The organism is Halosimplex halobium (assembly GCF_051414055.1).
In the GTDB taxonomy this organism is placed as follows: Archaea; Halobacteriota; Halobacteria; order Halobacteriales; family Haloarculaceae; genus Halosimplex; species Halosimplex halobium.
Genome location: NZ_JBLKNX010000018.1, coordinates 33,139 through 49,321, shown reverse-complemented (window position 1 = coordinate 49,321; position 16,183 = coordinate 33,139). Strand labels below are relative to the sequence as shown.

Below are 16,183 nucleotides of genomic sequence, written 5' to 3'. Positions count from 1 at the left end.
AACTGCACGCGAGCGCGCCTCGCCCTTTCAGTCCGCCAGGACAGCACCGCAACCGCTCCGCGACGGCAACCGCACAGCACCGCAGACAGCCACGAACCTCCCCAGCCGATTCGCTCCTGTCGTCGCTCATCCCTCGCGCGGCTACGGTCGCGCGCATGAACGCGCGCTCCAGCGCGCGCCGACAGCACCGCTCGTTGGATCGCACTGCTCGTCGGATCGACCGCTTCGAACACTCCGTCGGTCGCTCGGTCGTGACGCGACGAACCGCGGGAGTCTCCCTCAGCCGGTAGCGTTGGCGGGGACGTCGACGGCGCGGCCGGGGACGACGAGGCCGTTGCCGGCGACGGGGTCGGTGCCCGGCGGGCCCACGTCCTCGGCCGTCCGTTCGAGGCGGAGTTCGACCGCGCGGGGCGAGCGGTCGGGGTCGGCGTCGAGGACGAGTGCGGCGAGGCCGCCGACGTACGGCGTCGCGGCGGAGGAGCCGACCAGCGGCTCGTCGTACCCCCCGATTTCGTGTCGAGCGGGCGCGACCACGTCGACGCCGAGGCGGCCGTCGGCGGTGGGACCTCTGGAACTGAAGGGCTCGACGCGGCCGGCCGCGGGGTCGTAGGCGCCGACGCCGACTACGCCGCGACCGGTGGCGGGGGCGGCAACGCTGCCTTCGGGGCGGGTCCGCTGGAAGCGGTGGGTCGGCGACGAGAGGCGGACTCGCGCACCGGTGGCGTTGGGCGGGCCGCGGACGACGACGTAGTAGGTGCCGCCCTCCAGCCGGGCGTTGATCCGGGCGTTTGGGACGCCGTCGCCGGGGAACGGCTCCGAGCGGGCGACCAGCGTGCGCTCGCCGTCGTCGGTCCGGTAGAGTTCGGCGACGAAGGTCCGGTTGGCGTGCGCGCGGTCCCAGGCGAGCCAGATCCGCGTCTCGCTGCCGCGGCCGGCGAGGTAGTTCCGGGTGGTGTCGCCGAACCGCAGGCGGCCGTCGTCGGGGTCGTAGCGCCCCGCCCAGTGACCGCGGGCGAGGTTGCCGGTCGGCGCGACGAAGACGACGCCCTGCCGCCGGGCCCACTCGCCCAGTCGCGCGACTGTGGAGGTGCCGTCGCCGGGGCGGCCGTAGAACGAGACCGGGGCGACGACCACGTCCACGTCGGACGTGACGAGCCAGGTCACCGCCCGCCGGAAGCCGGTCGTGTCGTCGAAGGTGGCGAGGCGGAGGTCGGCGCCGGGGGCGGTCCGCGCGACGACGGCGGCGGTGGCGGTGCCGTGGCGGTTGCGGCCGCCGTTCTCGACGGTCGCCGCGTCGCCGAACGCGCGCGTCTCGGTCACCTGGCCGGCGATCGTCGGGTGGTCGGTGTCGAAGCCGGTGACGCCGACGACCCCGACGGTGACGTTGTCGCCGGTGACGCCGGCGGCGTGGAGGCGCTGGAGGCCGCCGTCGGTCGGGTCGCGCTGGCCGGCGTCGGCCGGGGCGCCGGGGACCGACAGCGCGAGGGCGCCGATCGCGGCCAGCAGACAGCAGAGGGCGACCGCGACGACCCCCAGCGCGCGGATGCGGGCGGGCATGGAGGGGACTAGTGGCCGTGGGGCCGCCGCGGAAAAAACGATACCGGTGTTCGTGTGTCTCACCGGCCTGTCGACCGCCTACTCGTCGAGGAAGTCGGGTTCGAGCCGCTTCTCCTCGCGCTCCGTGCGGAGGTGCTCGCGGAACGCGTCGGGGTCCACGTCGCGGGCCTCGCGCTCGGCGCGGTCCCGGACGGAGACGGTGCCCGCCTCTTCCTCGTCGGGGCCGACGATGAGCATGTACGGGACGTTCTCGTCGTGGGCGGCGCGGATCTTCCGCTGGAGCGTGTCGTCGCCGTCGGCGACGGTGGCACGGAAGCCCTCCTCCTCGAAGTCGTTCCGGAGGCGGTGGGCGTAGCCGAGCACGTCCTCGTTGAGCGGGAGGACGCGGACCTGCTCGGGCGCGAGCCACAGCGGGAACCGGCCGGCGAAGTGCTCGATCATGACGGCCATGAACCGCTCGAAGGTGCCGAGCAGCGCGCGGTGGATCATCACCGGGGTGTGCTCCTCGTTGTCCTCGCCGACGTAGACGAGGTCGAACCGCTCGGGCTGGACGAAGTCCAGCTGGACGGTGCCGACGGTCCACTCGCGGCCGATGGCGTCCTCGGCGTCGGCGGCGATCTTCGGCCCGTAGAAGGCCCCCTCGCCGGCCTCGAGTTCGTAGCCCTCGCCGAGCGCGTCCAGGGCGCTGCGGAGGTCGCTCTCGGCGCGCTCCCACAACTGGTCGTCGCCGAACGAGTCGTCGGGCTGCGTTTCGAGCTTGAAGGTCACGTCCAGCCCGAAGTCGGCGAGCACGTCGTCGATCACTTCGAGCGTGCGGGTGACCTCGCCCTGGATCTGGTCGCGGGTGACGAACGCGTGGCCGTCGTCCTGGGTGAACCCCCGCACACGGAGCATCCCGGAGAGTTCGCCCGAGCGCTCGTTGCGGTAGCAGGTGCCGAACTCGCAGTACCGCTTGGGCAGTTCGCGATACGAGCGGCGCTCGCGCTGGTAGAGGTGGACGTGGTTGGCGCAGTTCATCGGCTTGAGGCCGTACTCGTCGGCCTCGTCGCTCTCGGTGCGGGCGCTGGCCTGGTCCCAGTGGAACATCTCGTCCTCCTCGCAGAAGTGCTCGTAGTGGCCCGAGGTCTTCCACAGGTCGACCTTGTTGAGCTCCGGGGTCCAGACCTCCTCGTAGCCGAGCTCGTCGTTCTTCTCGCGGATGTACTCCTCGAGCTCGCGGCGGATCGCCATCCCGTCGGGGTGGAAGTGCACGCACCCGGGGGAGTGCTCGGGGATGGAGAAGAGGTTCATCTCCCGGCCGATGCGGCGGTGGTCGCGGCGCTCGGCCTCCTCCTTGCGCTCCCAGTAGTCCTCCAGATCCGACTCGGACTCGAAGGCGGTGCCGTAGACGCGGGTGAGCCGCGGCTTGTCCTCGTCGCCGCGCCAGTTGGTCGCGGCGATCTCACGGAGGTCGATGGCCCCGATCTCGCCCGTCGAGGCGACGTGCGGGCCGGCACACAGGTCCGAGAACTCGCCCTGGCTGTAGAACGAGACCGTCTCGATGTCGTCGTCGGCGCCGCGGTCGCCCGCCGCGAGGTCCTCGAGGATCTCCTCCTTGTAGGGGTCACCGGCGACCCGTTCGCGGGCCTCGTCGAGCGGGACCTCCTCGCGCTCGATGTCGAGGTCGGCCTCGACGATGGACTCCATCTCGGCGACCAGCTCGTCGAAGTCGTCCTCGTCGACGTCGACGCCGTCGAAGTCGTAGTAAAAGCCCTCCTCGGTGGGCGGGCCGGTGGCGAGGTCGGCGTCGGGGTACTCCCGCAGGACCGCCTGGGCGAGGACGTGGGCCGCGGAGTGGCGCATCACCTGCAGGTACTCGTCGGCCGAGGGGGTGACGATCTCGACGGCGGCGCCGTCGTAGACGGGCTCCTCCTTGGCGACGAGTTCGCCGTCGAGCTTGCCGGCGACGGTGTCGGAGCCCAGCCCCGGACCGATCTCGTAGGCCACGTCTTCGACTGTGGCGCCCGACGGAACGTCGAGCGTGCTTCCATCGGGCAGTTCCACCGTGACTGAGGATTCCTGCTGTGACATATCACTGGCCTCCACCGCGCCACGCGCCGCTGTCCGGCAGCGAGCGACGAGCGCGAGAACGTGGCGGTGACTGGTTACGGGGCGCGGGGCCCGCCTGTAAAGCAGTCACCTGCCATCTTGCCCTTCGCTAACGCGCTATCGAATAAAAGCGTTGTGACGTGGGCCGACTGCGGCCAGCCGTGCCTGTGATTCACAGGCGCGGAGCGGCCGGATACCGCCACCGACCGGGCGGTGAATCTCGCGGGATCCGAAACCGGGGACCCGTGGCGGCAGATGATGTGGGCGTCGAGCGGTTCGGGCGTCGGAGAGCGCAGGAGTCGGGTGGCGTGGGATCGGGCGGTTCGGGCGTCGGAGAGCGTGGGAGTCGGGCGTCGGGTGGGAGTCAAAGGACGCGAGCGTCAGGCCGCGTCCACGTCCTCGGGCGCGTCGTCGAGCAGCTCCGAGGCGGTGACCAGGGATTCGAGTTCGAGGTCGTGGTCGGCGAGGTTCTCGGCGGCGCCCTCCTCGCGGTCGACGACGACGAGCACCCGCTCGACGACGGCGCCGGCCTCCCGCAGCGCCTCGGCGGCATCGACGGCGCTCTGGCCGGTCGTCGCGATGTCCTCCAGCACGACGACCTCCTCGCCCTCGGCGAGTTCGCCCTCGACGAGGTTGGCGGTGCCGTACTCCTTCTGCTGTTTGCGGACGATGACGTAGGGGTTGCCCGACTCGACGCTGGTGACCGCGACCAGCGGGACCGCGCCCAGCGCGACGCCGGCGAGTTTGGTCTCGCCGTCGGTCGTCCGGGCGAGGTGGTCGGCGAACGCCTCGGCGACCGCTTCGAGGGAGTCGGGGTCGGTCTCGAAGAGGTACTTGTCGACGTAGTAGTTCGAGGTGCCGCCGTGGGAGAGCTCGAACTCCCCGAACCTGACGGCGTCGGCCGCGCGGAGCGCGTCGATGAGTCCCTGGGTGTCCATACCCCCGCTGTCGGCCGCCCGCGGTTTAGCCGGTTCGATACGCGGTCGCGCCGCGAGCGCCGCGAGCGTCACGAGGGGCGCGCGACCCGGTCGGGGAGCTACTGGCCGGGAAGCCACCGGTCGGGCCACCGGGGCTTGCGAGGGCAAGCGGCGCCGGGCGGCGGCCGCTCGGTCGGTCCGTCGCGCTCCGGAACCACTATGCGGGCGGACCGCTGACTAGCGCGTGATGAGGGTCTTCGGGTCCAGCGGCGTGCGCGGCGTGGTCAACGACGACCTCACGCCGAGCGATGCAACCGACGTGGCGCAGGCGGCCGGCACCGTCTGGCGTGCCGGGGGCGCCGACCGCGTCGCGGTCGCCCGGGACACCCGCCGGACCGGCCCGATGCTCGTCGATTCCGTCGCCGGCGGGCTCGCCAGCGTCGGCGTCTCCGTCGACCGCCTCGGCGTCGTCCCCACGCCCGGCCTCCAGGCCTACGCCGAGCGGGAGGGCGTCCCGGGCCTGATGGTCACCGCCTCGCACAACCCGCCCGAGTACAACGGCATCAAGCTCGTCGGCGCCGACGGCGTCGAACTCCCGCGCGAGCGGCTCGAAGCCATCGAGACGCGGCTGCTCGACGAGGCGCCACGGCGCGTCGGCTGGGCGGAGACCGGCGAGCGCCGCGGCGTCGACGGCGCCGCCCGCGCCTACGTCGACGAACTGCTCGCCGCCGTCGACCGCGAGGCCGTCGCCGACGCCGACCTCACCGTCGCCGTCGACCCCGGCCACGGCGCCGGCGCGGTCACCAGCCCCGACTTTTTCCGCCGGCTCGGCTGTCGCGTCAGGACGATCCACGCCCAGCCCGACGGCCACTTCCCCGGGCGCGACCCCGAGCCCGTCGCGGCGAACCTCGGCGACCTCCGGCGGTTCGTCCGCGCCACGGACGCCGACCTGGGCGTCGCCCACGACGGCGACGCGGACCGCGCCATCTTCGTCGACGAGCGGGGCGACCATGTCGAGGGCGGCGCCGCCCTCGCGGCGCTGGCCGCCGACGCCCTCGAGGAGGGCGACACCGCCGTCTCCGCGGTCAACGCCTCCCAGCGGCTCGTGGACGTGGTCGACGCCGCCGGCGCGGACCTGACCCTGACGCCCATCGGGTCGACGTACATCGTCTCGCGCATCCGCGACCTGCTGGCGACCGGGGCGTCGGTCCCCGTCGCCGGGGAGGGCAACGGCGGCGTCCTCTTCCCAGGGTACCGCATCGCCCGCGACGGCGCCTACACGGCAGCCCGGTTCTGTGAGTTGCTCGCCCGCCGCGGCGAGCCCGCCAGCGACGTGGTCGCCGACTACGACGACTACGTGAACGTCCGCCGGGACGTGGCCTACGACAGCCAGCGCCAGCGCGAGGCCATGCTCGACGCCATCGAGCGGGCCGCGGAGAACTCGGTCGCCGACCTCGACACGACGGACGGCTACCGCCTCGACTACGGCGACGGCTGGGTGCTCGCCCGCCCGTCGGGCACCGAGCCCGTCGTCCGCGTCTACGCCGAGGCCCGCTCGGCCGACCGCGCCGAGGAGCTGGCCGACCGGCTCCACGACGCCGTCTCCGGCATCCGCGTCGATTAGTTGCGACTTCGCCCCCTGTTTCGTGTCGAACCCCGGTATCTGGCGCTATCCGTGACGGGTAGTTGCGACTTCGCCCCCTGTTTCGTGTCGAGCTACCCGGTGTCGGCGTGGTCGGCGAGCCACGCCTCGATGTCGTCGGCCATCGCGCCGCGGCGGTGGATCTCGCCGGTTTCGGCGTCGACGACGGTGCTCTCCATCCCGTCGGTGCGGCCGCCGTCGAGCACCGCGGCCACCCGCTCGCGGACCTCGTCGCTCAGTTCCGAGACCTCCCGGACGCTCCCGGTCCCCGAGAGGTTGGCGCTCGTCGCCGTGACCGGTACTTCGGCCGCCTCGTATAGTTCCAGGGCGAGGTCGTGGTCGGGGACGCGGACGCCGACCTTCTCGCGCCCGGCGGTCAGCACGTCGGGCACTACGTCGCGTCGCCGGACCACGACGGTGACCGGCCCGGGCAGGAACTCGCGCATGAATTCGAGTTCCCGCTCGGTCGGGTCGACGTACTCGGTCGCCCGCTCGACGCTCGGCACGCCCAGCGAGACGGGTTTGTCCCGGTCGCGGCCTTTGACCTCGAAGACCCGCTCGACCGCCTCGGCGTCGACGGCGTTCGCACCCATCCCGTAGACGGTCTCGGTCGGGTAGACTGCGAGGTCGCCGTCCGCGATGGCTCGCGCCGCGCGCTCCACGTCGGTCATCGTCGGAGTTCGGTCGCTCGCCGGGAAAAGCGTGACGCGATTCGATCGCCAGGAGTGAATCCCTCTAGCGTCGACGGTGATCGCTGAACATCGATCGCAGGACGCAGTGAGCGTTGAACGCCCTCGGCGCGCTCGCTAGCTGGAGGATCGATCGCGGGAAACGGTGAGTGATGAAAGCCCTCGCCGCGCTCGCGGTCGCTGAGCGGGATATCCTCGCGGCCCAGGGGCCGCTTCGGATAGTGGCCCGCTCAGGCGACTGAACTGCACGCGAGGGCGCCTCGCCCTTTCAGTCCGCCAGGGACTGCACAGCACCGAAACCGCCCCGCACAGCACCGCAGGGGGCCTCACACCTCCCCAGCCTCTTGCGCGTCTCGGCCTGCGGCCTGCGATGCTCATCCCTCGCGCGACTATTTTCGAGCGGCCCGCCAGGAGGCGGGCACGCTCGACAGCGCGCGCCACGGTGGCAGTTTCACGGTTCGATACGCGCGTCGGCCGAGCGGCCTCAGTCGTCGGCTTCCGCCTGTTCCGCTCTCGGGACGGTCACGTCGGTGAGGTTGGCCTCGATCTCCTCGCGGCGGTCCTCGAACTTCCCGGGGAGGACGAGCCGGCCGCCCAGGTCGTCGAGCGGTTCGTCGCTGGTGTAGCCCGGGTCCCTGGTGGCGAGTTCGAAGAGGACGCCGCCGTGCTCGCGGAAGTACACCGAGCGGAACCAGTGGCGGTCGATCTGCTGGGTGGGGCTGAGCCCGCGCGAGCGGACGGCCTTGCGCATCCCCTCCTGGTCCTCGTCGGTGGGCGTCTGGAAGGCGACGTGGTGGACCGTGCCGTGGCCCTGCCGGCCGCCCTGGATCGTCGGGAGCACGTCGACGTACTGCCCCACGGTGCCGGTCGCCTCGAAGCGGGTGCGCTCGTCGCCGGGCGTGTCGCCCTCCGCTTCCTCGGTGCCGACCCGTTCCATGCCCATCGTCTCCAGCAACTCCTCGGTGGGCTGGGGGTCGGCGAGCCACAGCGTCACAGAGTGGAACCCGCGGATCGCCGCCTCCTCGGGGACGAACTCCGTCCACGGGACCGTCGGGTCGTCTTCGGGGATCTCGACTTCGACGAGTTCGACGGGGAGGCCGTCGGGGTCCTCGAAGGGGAGGACCGTCTCGCCGAACCGCTCGACGCGGTCGTCGTAGTCGACGCCGTAGTCGTCGAAGCGGTCCTCCCAGTAGTCGAGACTCCCCTCGGGCACGCGGAACGCGGTCCGGGAGACCTGGCCGGAGCCGACCTTCCCCCGGGTCATCCCCTCCCAGGGGAAGAAGGTCATGCTCGTCCCGGGCGTCCCCTCCGCGTCGGCGAAGAAGAAGTGGTAGGTGCTGGGGTCGTCCTGGTTGATCGAGCGCTTGACCAGCCGCAGGCCCAGCGTCTCGACCCAGAAGTCCATGTTCCCCTGGGGGTCGCCGGCGATACAGGTGACGTGGTGGATGCCCGGTGTCGGGTTCGGATCTGCCATTGCTCCCGATACGCGCTCGCGATACTTCAATAGGCGCTGACATCGATGTCACCGGGTCGCCCGGGTGTCACGACGCGACGGTCGATCTCCGGCTACAGCTCGTCTATCGCGGCCTCGACCTCGTCGTAGTCGGGGAACGCCGGCCACTCGGAGGCCACCCAGGCGTACTGGACGACCCGCTCGCTGTCGAGGACGAAGACGGCCGGCCGCGGCTCCTCGACCCCGGCCATGCCGTCGAGGTCGTTGACGATGTCGAACTGTTCGGCGACCCCGTTGCCCGGGTCGGAGTAGAGTCGGGCGTCGACACCGCGCTCGTCAAGCAGGTCTGCGTGCTCGTACGGCGAGGAGATGGACAGCCCGACGACCTGGGCGTCGTCGCGGTCGAGCCACCCGCGCTCGCGGACCTCGTTCCAGATGTAGGTCGCGGGGAAGGCGCCGTCCATCGGGTGGAAGACGAGGACGACGGGGCCCTCGTCGGTCAGCGTCGAGAGGGCCACGTCCTCCCAGTACTCGGGCCCGACCAGCGGGCGCTCGAAGTCCGGGACGCGGTCGCCTTCCTCGGGGTGGTCCGTCTCGGAGAGGTCGACGACATCGAAGGGCAGGTCCATTCAGGCACCTCCCTTCGCGCGCTCGCCGTACGTGGCGTCGAGGTACTCGACGATGTTGCCGCTCTCGGACATCGTGACGCCGGTCGATTCGTCGACGATGGCCGGGACGGAGCGCTTGCCGGTGAGTCGCTGGACCGCGTCGCGGTCGCTGTGCATCGGCTCGACGAACCGCGAGCGGTAGTCGAGGTCGTACGCCTCCAGCTTGCGGACGACCCGCTCGCAGAACGGGCAGGCCTGCAGCCGGTAGAGCGTGATGGCTGGGTCGCTCATCTCGCCGGAGGTAGGGCCAACAGCCGGGTAAGCGTGTCGCCCACGGCAGTCGCGAACGGCGCCCCGCTCGACTTCGGGGACCACAGTCATTGTCCCCGGGCGCGTAGCCGCGGCCATGAGCGAGAGCGAAGCGACCGACGACGAAACGACCGCGGACCCGGCGACGCCGGTGGTCCGCCGCGCCGCGGACATCGAGTACGAGGAAGTCGACGCGGCCGAGGGGCTCTCGAAGGCGGTCCTGATCGGCGAGGACCACGGCGCGGAGAACCTCGCGATCCGGCGGTTCACGCTCGCGCCCGGCGCCGAGGTGCCGAAACACACCAACGAGATCGAACACGAACAGTACGTCCTCGCGGGGGAGTACATTGTGGGCATCGACGGCGAGGAGTACACCGTACAGGGCGGCGACGCGCTGCACATCCCCGCCGGTGCGGTCCACTGGTACCGCAACGAGCGCGACCTGGAGGGCGCCTTCCTCTGTGCGGTCCCGACCGGCGACGACGCGATCGAACTCGTCGACGAGGAGTGAGCGCGGGTGGGCGCTCGGCGCGGCGGCCGGGAGGGCGGAGCGACGGTGAGGCGCCACCGACGGCGCGGCGCCCGAGCCTTTTTTGACCGCGGTCGACCACTCTCGGGCAATGACCGACCACGAGTCGCTCGTCAGGCGCTCGCTCGCCGGGACCGACGAGTTCGACGAGCGAGTCCGCGCCCAGGCCGACCGGCTGGTCGACGCCCTCGCCGACGGCGCCTTCGACAACGCGGCCGCCACGCTGGGGCTGGAACTGGAAGTGTACGCGCTCGCCGGCGACGGGAAGAGCGAGGACCGGACGCTCGCACCCATCCCGGACGGCGTCTACGAGGGACCGGCCGACAAGGAACTCGGGCTGCACAACGCCGAACTCAACGCCGCGCCGAGCCGCTTCGACGACGGCGGCGTCGCCGCCCAGGCCGCCGAAATCGAGGGCGACCTGGCCGCCACCCGCGAGCGAGCGCGCGAGCACGGGCTGGAGATCGTCCTCGACGCGATGCCGGCCGTCGCGCCCGCCGGCGGGACCCACGCCTACCTCGACGACGTGGCGGTCGAGGGCGGCCCGACCAGCACCGAGGAACGGCCGGTCGTCGTCCCCGGCGGTGACCCCGACGACCCCGTGCTCGTCGCGCGGAACATGCGGAAGGACCCACGCTACGGCGCGCTGGACAACGTCGCCGTCCGGCGGGCCGGCGGCGAGATCGACTTCTCGGTCCCCGGCGCCGAGCTGGGCTTTCGCACCATCCTCTTCGAGTCGCTGGCGACCTCGATCCAGCCCCACGTCCAGGTGCCAGACCCGGCCGAGTTCCCGCGTTATCACAACCTCGCGACGCGCACGCTCGGCCCGCTCGTGGCGCTGTCGGCCAACTCCCCGTTCCTGCCCGGCGACTGCTACGACGCCGACGACCCCGAGGCGCTGGTCGAGGAAACTCACCACGAACTCCGGGTCGCCGCCTTCGAGCGGTCGATGAACCAGGGCTGTCGGAAGGTCCGCGTCCCCGAGGACCTCGACGAGCCCGCGGACGCGCTGGCGCAGGTCGTCGCCGACGAGACGTTCGCTCCGTTCCTGCGAGAGTGGATCGAGGACGAGGACGACGTGGAAGAGGAGGGCCAGAAGGGCGGCGACCCGACGAGCGCGGCCTGGGAGTTCGACTACAAGCGGGGCACCTTCTGGCGGTGGGTGCGCGGCGTGGCCGGCGGCACCCCCGTCGACGGCGCCTGCGACCGGCGCTCGCTGCGCATCGAGTACCGGCCGCTGGCCACCCAGCCGACCGTCCGCGACATCGTCGGCCTGCAGGTCCTCACCGCGGGCCTGCTCCGCGGGCTCGCCGCCGCCGACCACCCGCTCGCCGACCTCCCGTGGGACGACGCCGAGCGGAGTTTCTACGCCGCGGTCGAGGACGGTCCCGACGCCGACCTGGCGTGGGTGACCGCCGACGGCGAGCGGACCGACGACTCCGACGAGATCTTCGCCGAGGTCTTCGAGTTCGCCCGGCGCGGGCTGGCCGAGCAGGGGATCGGCGAGGCGACGCGGGACCGCTATCTCGACCCCATCGAAGCCCGCCGGGAGGCCGGCGTCACGCCCAGCGTCTGGAAGAAAGCCCGCGTCCGCGAGCACCTGGCCGACGGCGCGGACCTCGAGGAGTCGCTCGCACGGATGCAGGGCGAGTACGTCGAGCTGAGCCGCGAGCGCGAGCACTTCGCGGAGTGGATCTGAGTCGGCGCCGCGACGCCGAAACGCTGCGGGTCCGTTGCGAGTCCCCCGCGGGATCGTTGCCCTACATAACCGTACCGCCGGCGTGCGTCGTGACGGCACGGACACACGGACGAGTCGGTTTCTTTCGCCCGCCGGGAGTCCGCTCGACCATGTCGACAGCGACCGAGGCCGCGACGGAGGAAGCGCACGCGAACGACTCCTGGCAGGCGGGCGTCGTCGGGGGGATACTCGGCGCGCTCGCGATGGGCGCGCTGGTCGTCGCGATGAACGAGCCGACGATCACGGTGGCGATCCCGTCGCTGTACGCGCTTGCGCCGCCGCCCAGCGGCGCCGCGGGGCTGTTCGTCCACGCCTCCCACGGCGCCGTGCTGGGCGTGGTCTTCGCGGCCATCGTCGGCGCGCTCGACCTCGATTCGCCCGGCGCGCAGGTCGGAGCCGGCGTCGCCTGGGGCGTCCTGACGTGGGCGGTCCTCGCGGCGCTCGTGATGCCGCTGTGGCTCGACGCGGTCGGGTCGCCGGCGTCGCCGCCGTTCCCGAACTTCGCCGTCCCGTCGCTGCTGTGGCACGCCGTCTACGGGCTGGTGCTCGGCGGCGTCTACGCCGCGACGGTCGACCGGCTGTAGATCAGGATCGTTCGACGGCACCGGTTCCCGACCGCCCGATCGCCGCGAGGTCGATCGCGCCGCCGGGCATCGGAACTCCCCGGAAAGGATCCGAATCGAGCAACAGCGAGCCGTCCAGGTCGGCGTAGTCGAACAGCGGCGCGAGGTGGGCGCTGGCCGCGATGGTCGCGTTCGAGGCGACCATGCACCCGATCATCGCCTCGCAGCCGTGGGCGTGAGCGACTTCGGCCACCCGGCGCGTCTCCCGGAGACTGCCGCACTTCTGGAGCTTCGCGACGACGATGTCGACGGCGTCGGCGACCCGGGCGGCGTCCGCCGCGGTCTCGACGGACTCGTCGGCCGCGACGGGAACGGCACCCTGGTCGCGGACGCGACGGAGCCCCGCCACGTCGTCCGCTGGAACGGGCTGTTCGACGAACTCGACGCCGTGGTCGGCGAGGATATCGGATTTGGAGACCGCCTCGGCGGGCGTCCAGGCCGCGTTGGCGTCGACGCGGACCGTCGCGTCGGGCGCGCCCTCGCGGACGGCCGCCAGGCGCTCGGCCGTGCGGTCGGCCCCCAGTTTCACCTTGAGCACGGAGTAGCCCTCGGCGACCGCGCGTTCGGCTCGCCGGCGGGTTTCGTCTGGCTCGGCCATGCCGATGGAGAACGAGGAGACGGGCGCTGCCGCGGGGTCCAGTCCCCACTGGCGGTAGAGGGGGACGCCGAGGCGCTTGGCGGCCAGGTCGGCGAGGGCGGTGTCGACCGCGGCGCGGGCGGCGGGGTTGCGCCCGACTCGCTCGCGTAGCCCCCGGTCGATCCGCTGGCGGGCGTGGGGGTCGCCCACGTCTTCGACCACTCCGAGGAGGGTCGGCAGGACGGCCTCGACGGTCGCGGGCGTCTCGCCGTAGTAGGTCGACGGCGCGGCGGCGCCGACGCCCTCGTGTGTGCCGTCGGAGACCCGGACGAGGACGTTCTCGGCCGTCTCGGTCGTGCCGCGAGCGATGGTGAACGGGTCGGCGAGCGGGAGCGAGAGGCGTTCGAACTCCGTCGCGAGGTCGGGGTCGGTGTCGTCGGCGGTGTCGTCACCGGTCCCGTTCGGCGGCATCGGATCAGTCCTCCCCGAGCACCGCCGGCAGAATTTCGCCCGCGTCGAAGCGGACGGGGTCGGTCGCGGGCGCGTCGATGGCGTCGGCGTAGTCCTCGACGGCCGCGCCGGCCGCGTCGTCGTCGAGGCGCTGGGTGTTGAGCGCACCGGCGACCACCTCGGCGGGCGCGACGGGCTCGGCCAGCGACTCGTAGAGCGCGGCGTACTCGCCCGGTGGCGGAATCGGGACGTGCTCGTAGCCGTGGACCGCGTCGCGGCCGGCGACGTGACAGAGGACGAGTCGATCGGGCATCGCTCCGTGGAGGATACTCGTGGTCACGCCGGAGTAGGCCGGGTGGGCGATTGCGCCCTGGCCCTCGACGAACAGCACGTCGAACTCGGCGGCGCGCTCTTCGACCATCCGCTCGACCGCGCCGGCGGCGAAGTCTGAGACGACCCGGTCCACCGCGATCCCGTAGTTTTCGACGGCGATCCCGGTCTGGCCGGTTGGGACGACACCGGCGTCGACGCCGCGCTCGCGGGCTGCTTCGGCCAGTTCGAATGTGGTCGTCATCTTCCCCGACGAGCAGTCGGTGCCGACGGTCAGTATCACGTCGGCGTCGACCTCGCTCGCCGTGCCGTCGCTGACGGTCAGGTCGTCGGGTGGCCGGCGCAGGTCCCGGAGTTCGGCGCCGTGTTCGTCGGCGAGGCGGGCGAACTCCTCGTCGTCGGCCAGGAAGTAGTGGAGGCCGGCGACCACGTCGGCGCCGCGTTCGAGCGCCCCGCGCACGTCCGGCCGCCAGGTCTCGTCGAACCCGCCGCCGATGGGCGCGATCCCGACCACGAGCGCGTCGATGGGCTCCTCGACCGCGTCGATGCCCTCGACGATCGGGGCGTCCTGCACGTCCGGGACGTGGTCGCGGACGCGCTCGCCGGCGCGGGTCCGGTCGAGCACCGCGACCACCTCGTCGTCGCCGTACCGCAGGATCCCGACGGCCGTCTTCGCCCGCTCGGGGAACTGCTCGTGGGCCAGGATCGCGACGCGCATGGATCGGTGTTCGGTTTCGCCCGGTTTAATCGCACGGTGGATGGGGTCTCTCGGCCCCTGCTCTCAGCACCGCGACCGCAGTTGTGATCGTGACCGCAAACAGCGTGAAAGCCCCGGCGGCTCCGGTCGAGGGGCTCGCTGTCACCGAAAATCGGAGATTTTCGAGATCGGGCGAGAGCACAGCTCTCGCAGACCTCGCGAATCTTCGATTCGCTCAGTGACGAGAGAGCAAAGCTCTCTCGAACCACGCGCTTCACTCGCTGCGCTCGTTCCAGTGCTTACGTCGCCCGTCTTCCCGGAGCCGCCGGCCCCTTTCATTCCCACCCCCTGTCGGCTGACCGGCCAGTCTGAGCGGGTGGGACTGAAAGGGGCGACCCGTTCGACGAACCCGGCCGACGTAAGTGACGCGGGACCTCCGGTCCCGCTAATCTGAGGCCGTAGCCCTCAGACACCGCAGGCCGAAGGCCGAGGAGCGCAGCGAGGCCCGGGAGTCGAACGGGTCGGGGCTTTCACGCTGTTTTGCACTACGATCAGGTCGGCGGTGCTGGCGGCTGCTGTTGCGACGAGGGCTGTCGCGCTGTTTGCGGTTGCTGTCGTCCGATTCGCGCTCTCAGTGACTCGAACTACAACGCTCGCAACTGTACCTGCCAAAACTCGCGAAACGCCGCCTCCAGGGCGGGCTCGGGGTCGCCGGAGGCGCTCACCGACGAAACTCCGTCGGCCATCTCCTCGAACTCGTCGAGCACCGTCCGCTCGCCGACGACGTACAGCCGGTCGGTGTCGGCGTCCTCCAGTGCCACCCGACAGCGGTCGAGGTGGTTCTCGATCTGCTCGTCGCGCAGCCGCTCGAAGCGCGCCTGCGAGTAGCCGCCCTTGGAGTGTTTGCTCTTCAGCTCCGAGTCGAACCCCTGGAAGGCGACCCGCTCGTCGCCGTCGTACTCGCCCATGGCGAACAGATCGGAGCGCACGAGGGCGAACGTGAACGACTCCGTCGGCTCGAACCACGACCGGTCAACGGCGAAGGCGTCGCCCCACTCGGTGAACGGTTCGGGCGGGTTCGGCACGGAGAGGCAGGCGTCGATCAGGGCGGCGTCGTCGGTGACGGCGAGGCAGGGAGCAGCGCGGCCCACCAGCGCCGCGCGGTCGCCGAACGCCTCCCGCACGGGCTCCGGGAGGTCGTGCCCGTCGGGGACGTACGCGGTGAACGCGCCCTCGGGGTCGGTCTCGACGGACTCCAGCCGGTCGAGGACCGCCCGGAGCCGCCCGTCGCGCAGCGTCTCCTCGGCGGCGAACGCCCGGTCGGCACCGGCCTGGCCGTCGCGCAGGCGCTCGACCTCGCCTTCGAGTTCGGCGATGCGGTCTTCGAGGCGATTGACCCGCTCCTCGGCCTCCTGGCGGTCGCTGACCGCGTCGGCCCGCCGCCGCTGCTCGGCCTCCAGCTGCTGCTCGCGGCTGTCGAGCTCCTCTTCGAGTTCCGCGATGCGCTCTTTGAGTTCGGCGCGGCCGAGCACCCGGTCCAGCATCACCGGATGGGGACGCCGCGGCCGGTTAAAACTACAGGGTCCGCTCGCTAGCAGTCGTCTCTACCGTCGGGGACAGCAGGCGGTGAACGCCCGCGGCGCGCTCGCTAGTAGTCGTCTCTACCGCTGGAAACGGCAAGCAATGAAAGCCCTCGGCGCGCTCGCGGTCGCTGAGCGGGATATCCGCGCTCTCCGCACCGCCCGCGCGGATAGTGCCCGCTCAGACGACTACAATAAACGCGAGCGCGCCTCGCCCTTTCAGTCCGCCAGGACTGCACTGCATCCGCACAGCAACCGCAGACAGCCACGAGCCTCCCCAGCCGATTCGCTCTCTCGCTGCGCTCGTTCGCTCATCCCTCGCGCGGCTACGGTCGCGCGCATGAAAGCGCGCTCCAGCGCACGCCGACCGCACCGCACCACTCTCTCGACCGCATC

General features: G+C 71.7%; 14 protein-coding genes. 4 read left to right on the top strand and 10 right to left on the bottom strand.

Going from position 1 to position 16,183, the window contains the following annotated elements; translation table 11 throughout:
* Positions 1–279: 279 nt before the first annotated feature.
* The 3 genes from ACMGFG_RS18350 to pyrE form a co-directional block, all read right to left on the bottom strand.
* Entirely contained in the window at positions 280–1,557 is a 1,278-nt protein-coding gene (locus ACMGFG_RS18350; protein WP_436931764.1) for a S8 family serine peptidase, read from the bottom strand.
* A 78-nt stretch (positions 1,558–1,635) separates the two neighbouring features.
* Positions 1,636–3,627, bottom strand: a complete 1,992-nt coding sequence (thrS, locus tag ACMGFG_RS18345) for a threonine--tRNA ligase (RefSeq protein ID WP_436931763.1) — start codon at positions 3,625–3,627, stop codon at positions 1,636–1,638.
* A gap of 398 nt (positions 3,628–4,025) precedes the next feature.
* Entirely contained in the window at positions 4,026–4,583 is a 558-nt protein-coding gene (gene pyrE / locus ACMGFG_RS18340; RefSeq protein ID WP_436931762.1) for an orotate phosphoribosyltransferase, read from the bottom strand.
* Between the two features lie 226 nt (positions 4,584–4,809).
* On the opposite strand from pyrE, the gene glmM reads away from it, so the two are divergent.
* Positions 4,810–6,186 (top strand): phosphoglucosamine mutase, encoded by a 1,377-nt coding sequence (gene glmM, locus ACMGFG_RS18335; protein ID WP_436931761.1) that lies wholly within the window; start codon positions 4,810–4,812, stop codon positions 6,184–6,186.
* A 92-nt stretch (positions 6,187–6,278) separates the two neighbouring features.
* Here glmM and ACMGFG_RS18330 read toward each other — a convergent pair whose 3' ends face one another.
* The 4 genes from ACMGFG_RS18330 to ACMGFG_RS18315 all read right to left on the bottom strand — a co-directional run bounded on the left by ACMGFG_RS18330 (position 6,279) and on the right by ACMGFG_RS18315 (position 9,245).
* Positions 6,279–6,875 (bottom strand): L-threonylcarbamoyladenylate synthase, encoded by a 597-nt coding sequence (locus tag ACMGFG_RS18330; protein WP_436931760.1) that lies wholly within the window; start codon positions 6,873–6,875, stop codon positions 6,279–6,281.
* 502 nt (positions 6,876–7,377) lie between these two features.
* Positions 7,378–8,367, bottom strand: a complete 990-nt coding sequence (locus ACMGFG_RS18325; RefSeq protein ID WP_436931759.1) for a ring-cleaving dioxygenase — start codon at positions 8,365–8,367, stop codon at positions 7,378–7,380.
* Between the two features lie 92 nt (positions 8,368–8,459).
* Complete coding sequence (locus ACMGFG_RS18320; RefSeq protein ID WP_436931758.1) at positions 8,460–8,975, bottom strand: redoxin domain-containing protein; 516 nt, start codon at positions 8,973–8,975, stop codon at positions 8,460–8,462.
* Positions 8,976–9,245 (bottom strand): glutaredoxin family protein, encoded by a 270-nt coding sequence (locus tag ACMGFG_RS18315; RefSeq protein WP_436931757.1) that lies wholly within the window; start codon positions 9,243–9,245, stop codon positions 8,976–8,978.
* Between the two features lie 115 nt (positions 9,246–9,360).
* Here ACMGFG_RS18315 and ACMGFG_RS18310 point away from each other — a divergent pair, with 115 nt between their 5' ends.
* From ACMGFG_RS18310 to ACMGFG_RS18300, 3 genes are all read left to right on the top strand, one after another.
* Positions 9,361–9,774, top strand: coding sequence for a cupin domain-containing protein (locus tag ACMGFG_RS18310; RefSeq protein WP_436931756.1), 414 nt, complete (start codon positions 9,361–9,363; stop codon positions 9,772–9,774).
* 109 nt (positions 9,775–9,883) lie between these two features.
* A complete protein-coding gene (locus ACMGFG_RS18305; protein WP_436931755.1) occupies positions 9,884–11,491 on the top strand; it encodes a glutamate-cysteine ligase family protein in 1,608 nt (535 codons plus the stop codon).
* Between the two features lie 149 nt (positions 11,492–11,640).
* Positions 11,641–12,114 carry a DUF6789 family protein gene (locus ACMGFG_RS18300; protein ID WP_436931754.1) on the top strand — a complete coding sequence of 158 codons (474 nt, stop codon included), beginning with the start codon at positions 11,641–11,643 and terminating at the stop codon, positions 12,112–12,114.
* A gap of 1 nt (position 12,115) precedes the next feature.
* Here the strand turns inward: ACMGFG_RS18300 and ACMGFG_RS18295 are convergent, their stop codons facing one another.
* The 3 genes from ACMGFG_RS18295 to ACMGFG_RS18285 all read right to left on the bottom strand — a co-directional run bounded on the left by ACMGFG_RS18295 (position 12,116) and on the right by ACMGFG_RS18285 (position 15,751).
* On the bottom strand, positions 12,116–13,201 hold the full coding sequence (locus tag ACMGFG_RS18295) for a dipeptide epimerase (protein ID WP_436931753.1): 1,086 nt from the start codon (positions 13,199–13,201) through the stop codon (positions 12,116–12,118).
* 4 nt (positions 13,202–13,205) lie between these two features.
* Complete coding sequence (locus tag ACMGFG_RS18290; RefSeq protein WP_436931752.1) at positions 13,206–14,228, bottom strand: N-acetyltransferase DgcN family protein; 1,023 nt, start codon at positions 14,226–14,228, stop codon at positions 13,206–13,208.
* Between the two features lie 623 nt (positions 14,229–14,851).
* Entirely contained in the window at positions 14,852–15,751 is a 900-nt protein-coding gene (locus tag ACMGFG_RS18285) for a Vms1/Ankzf1 family peptidyl-tRNA hydrolase (RefSeq protein ID WP_436931751.1), read from the bottom strand.
* Positions 15,752–16,183 lie beyond the last annotated feature (432 nt).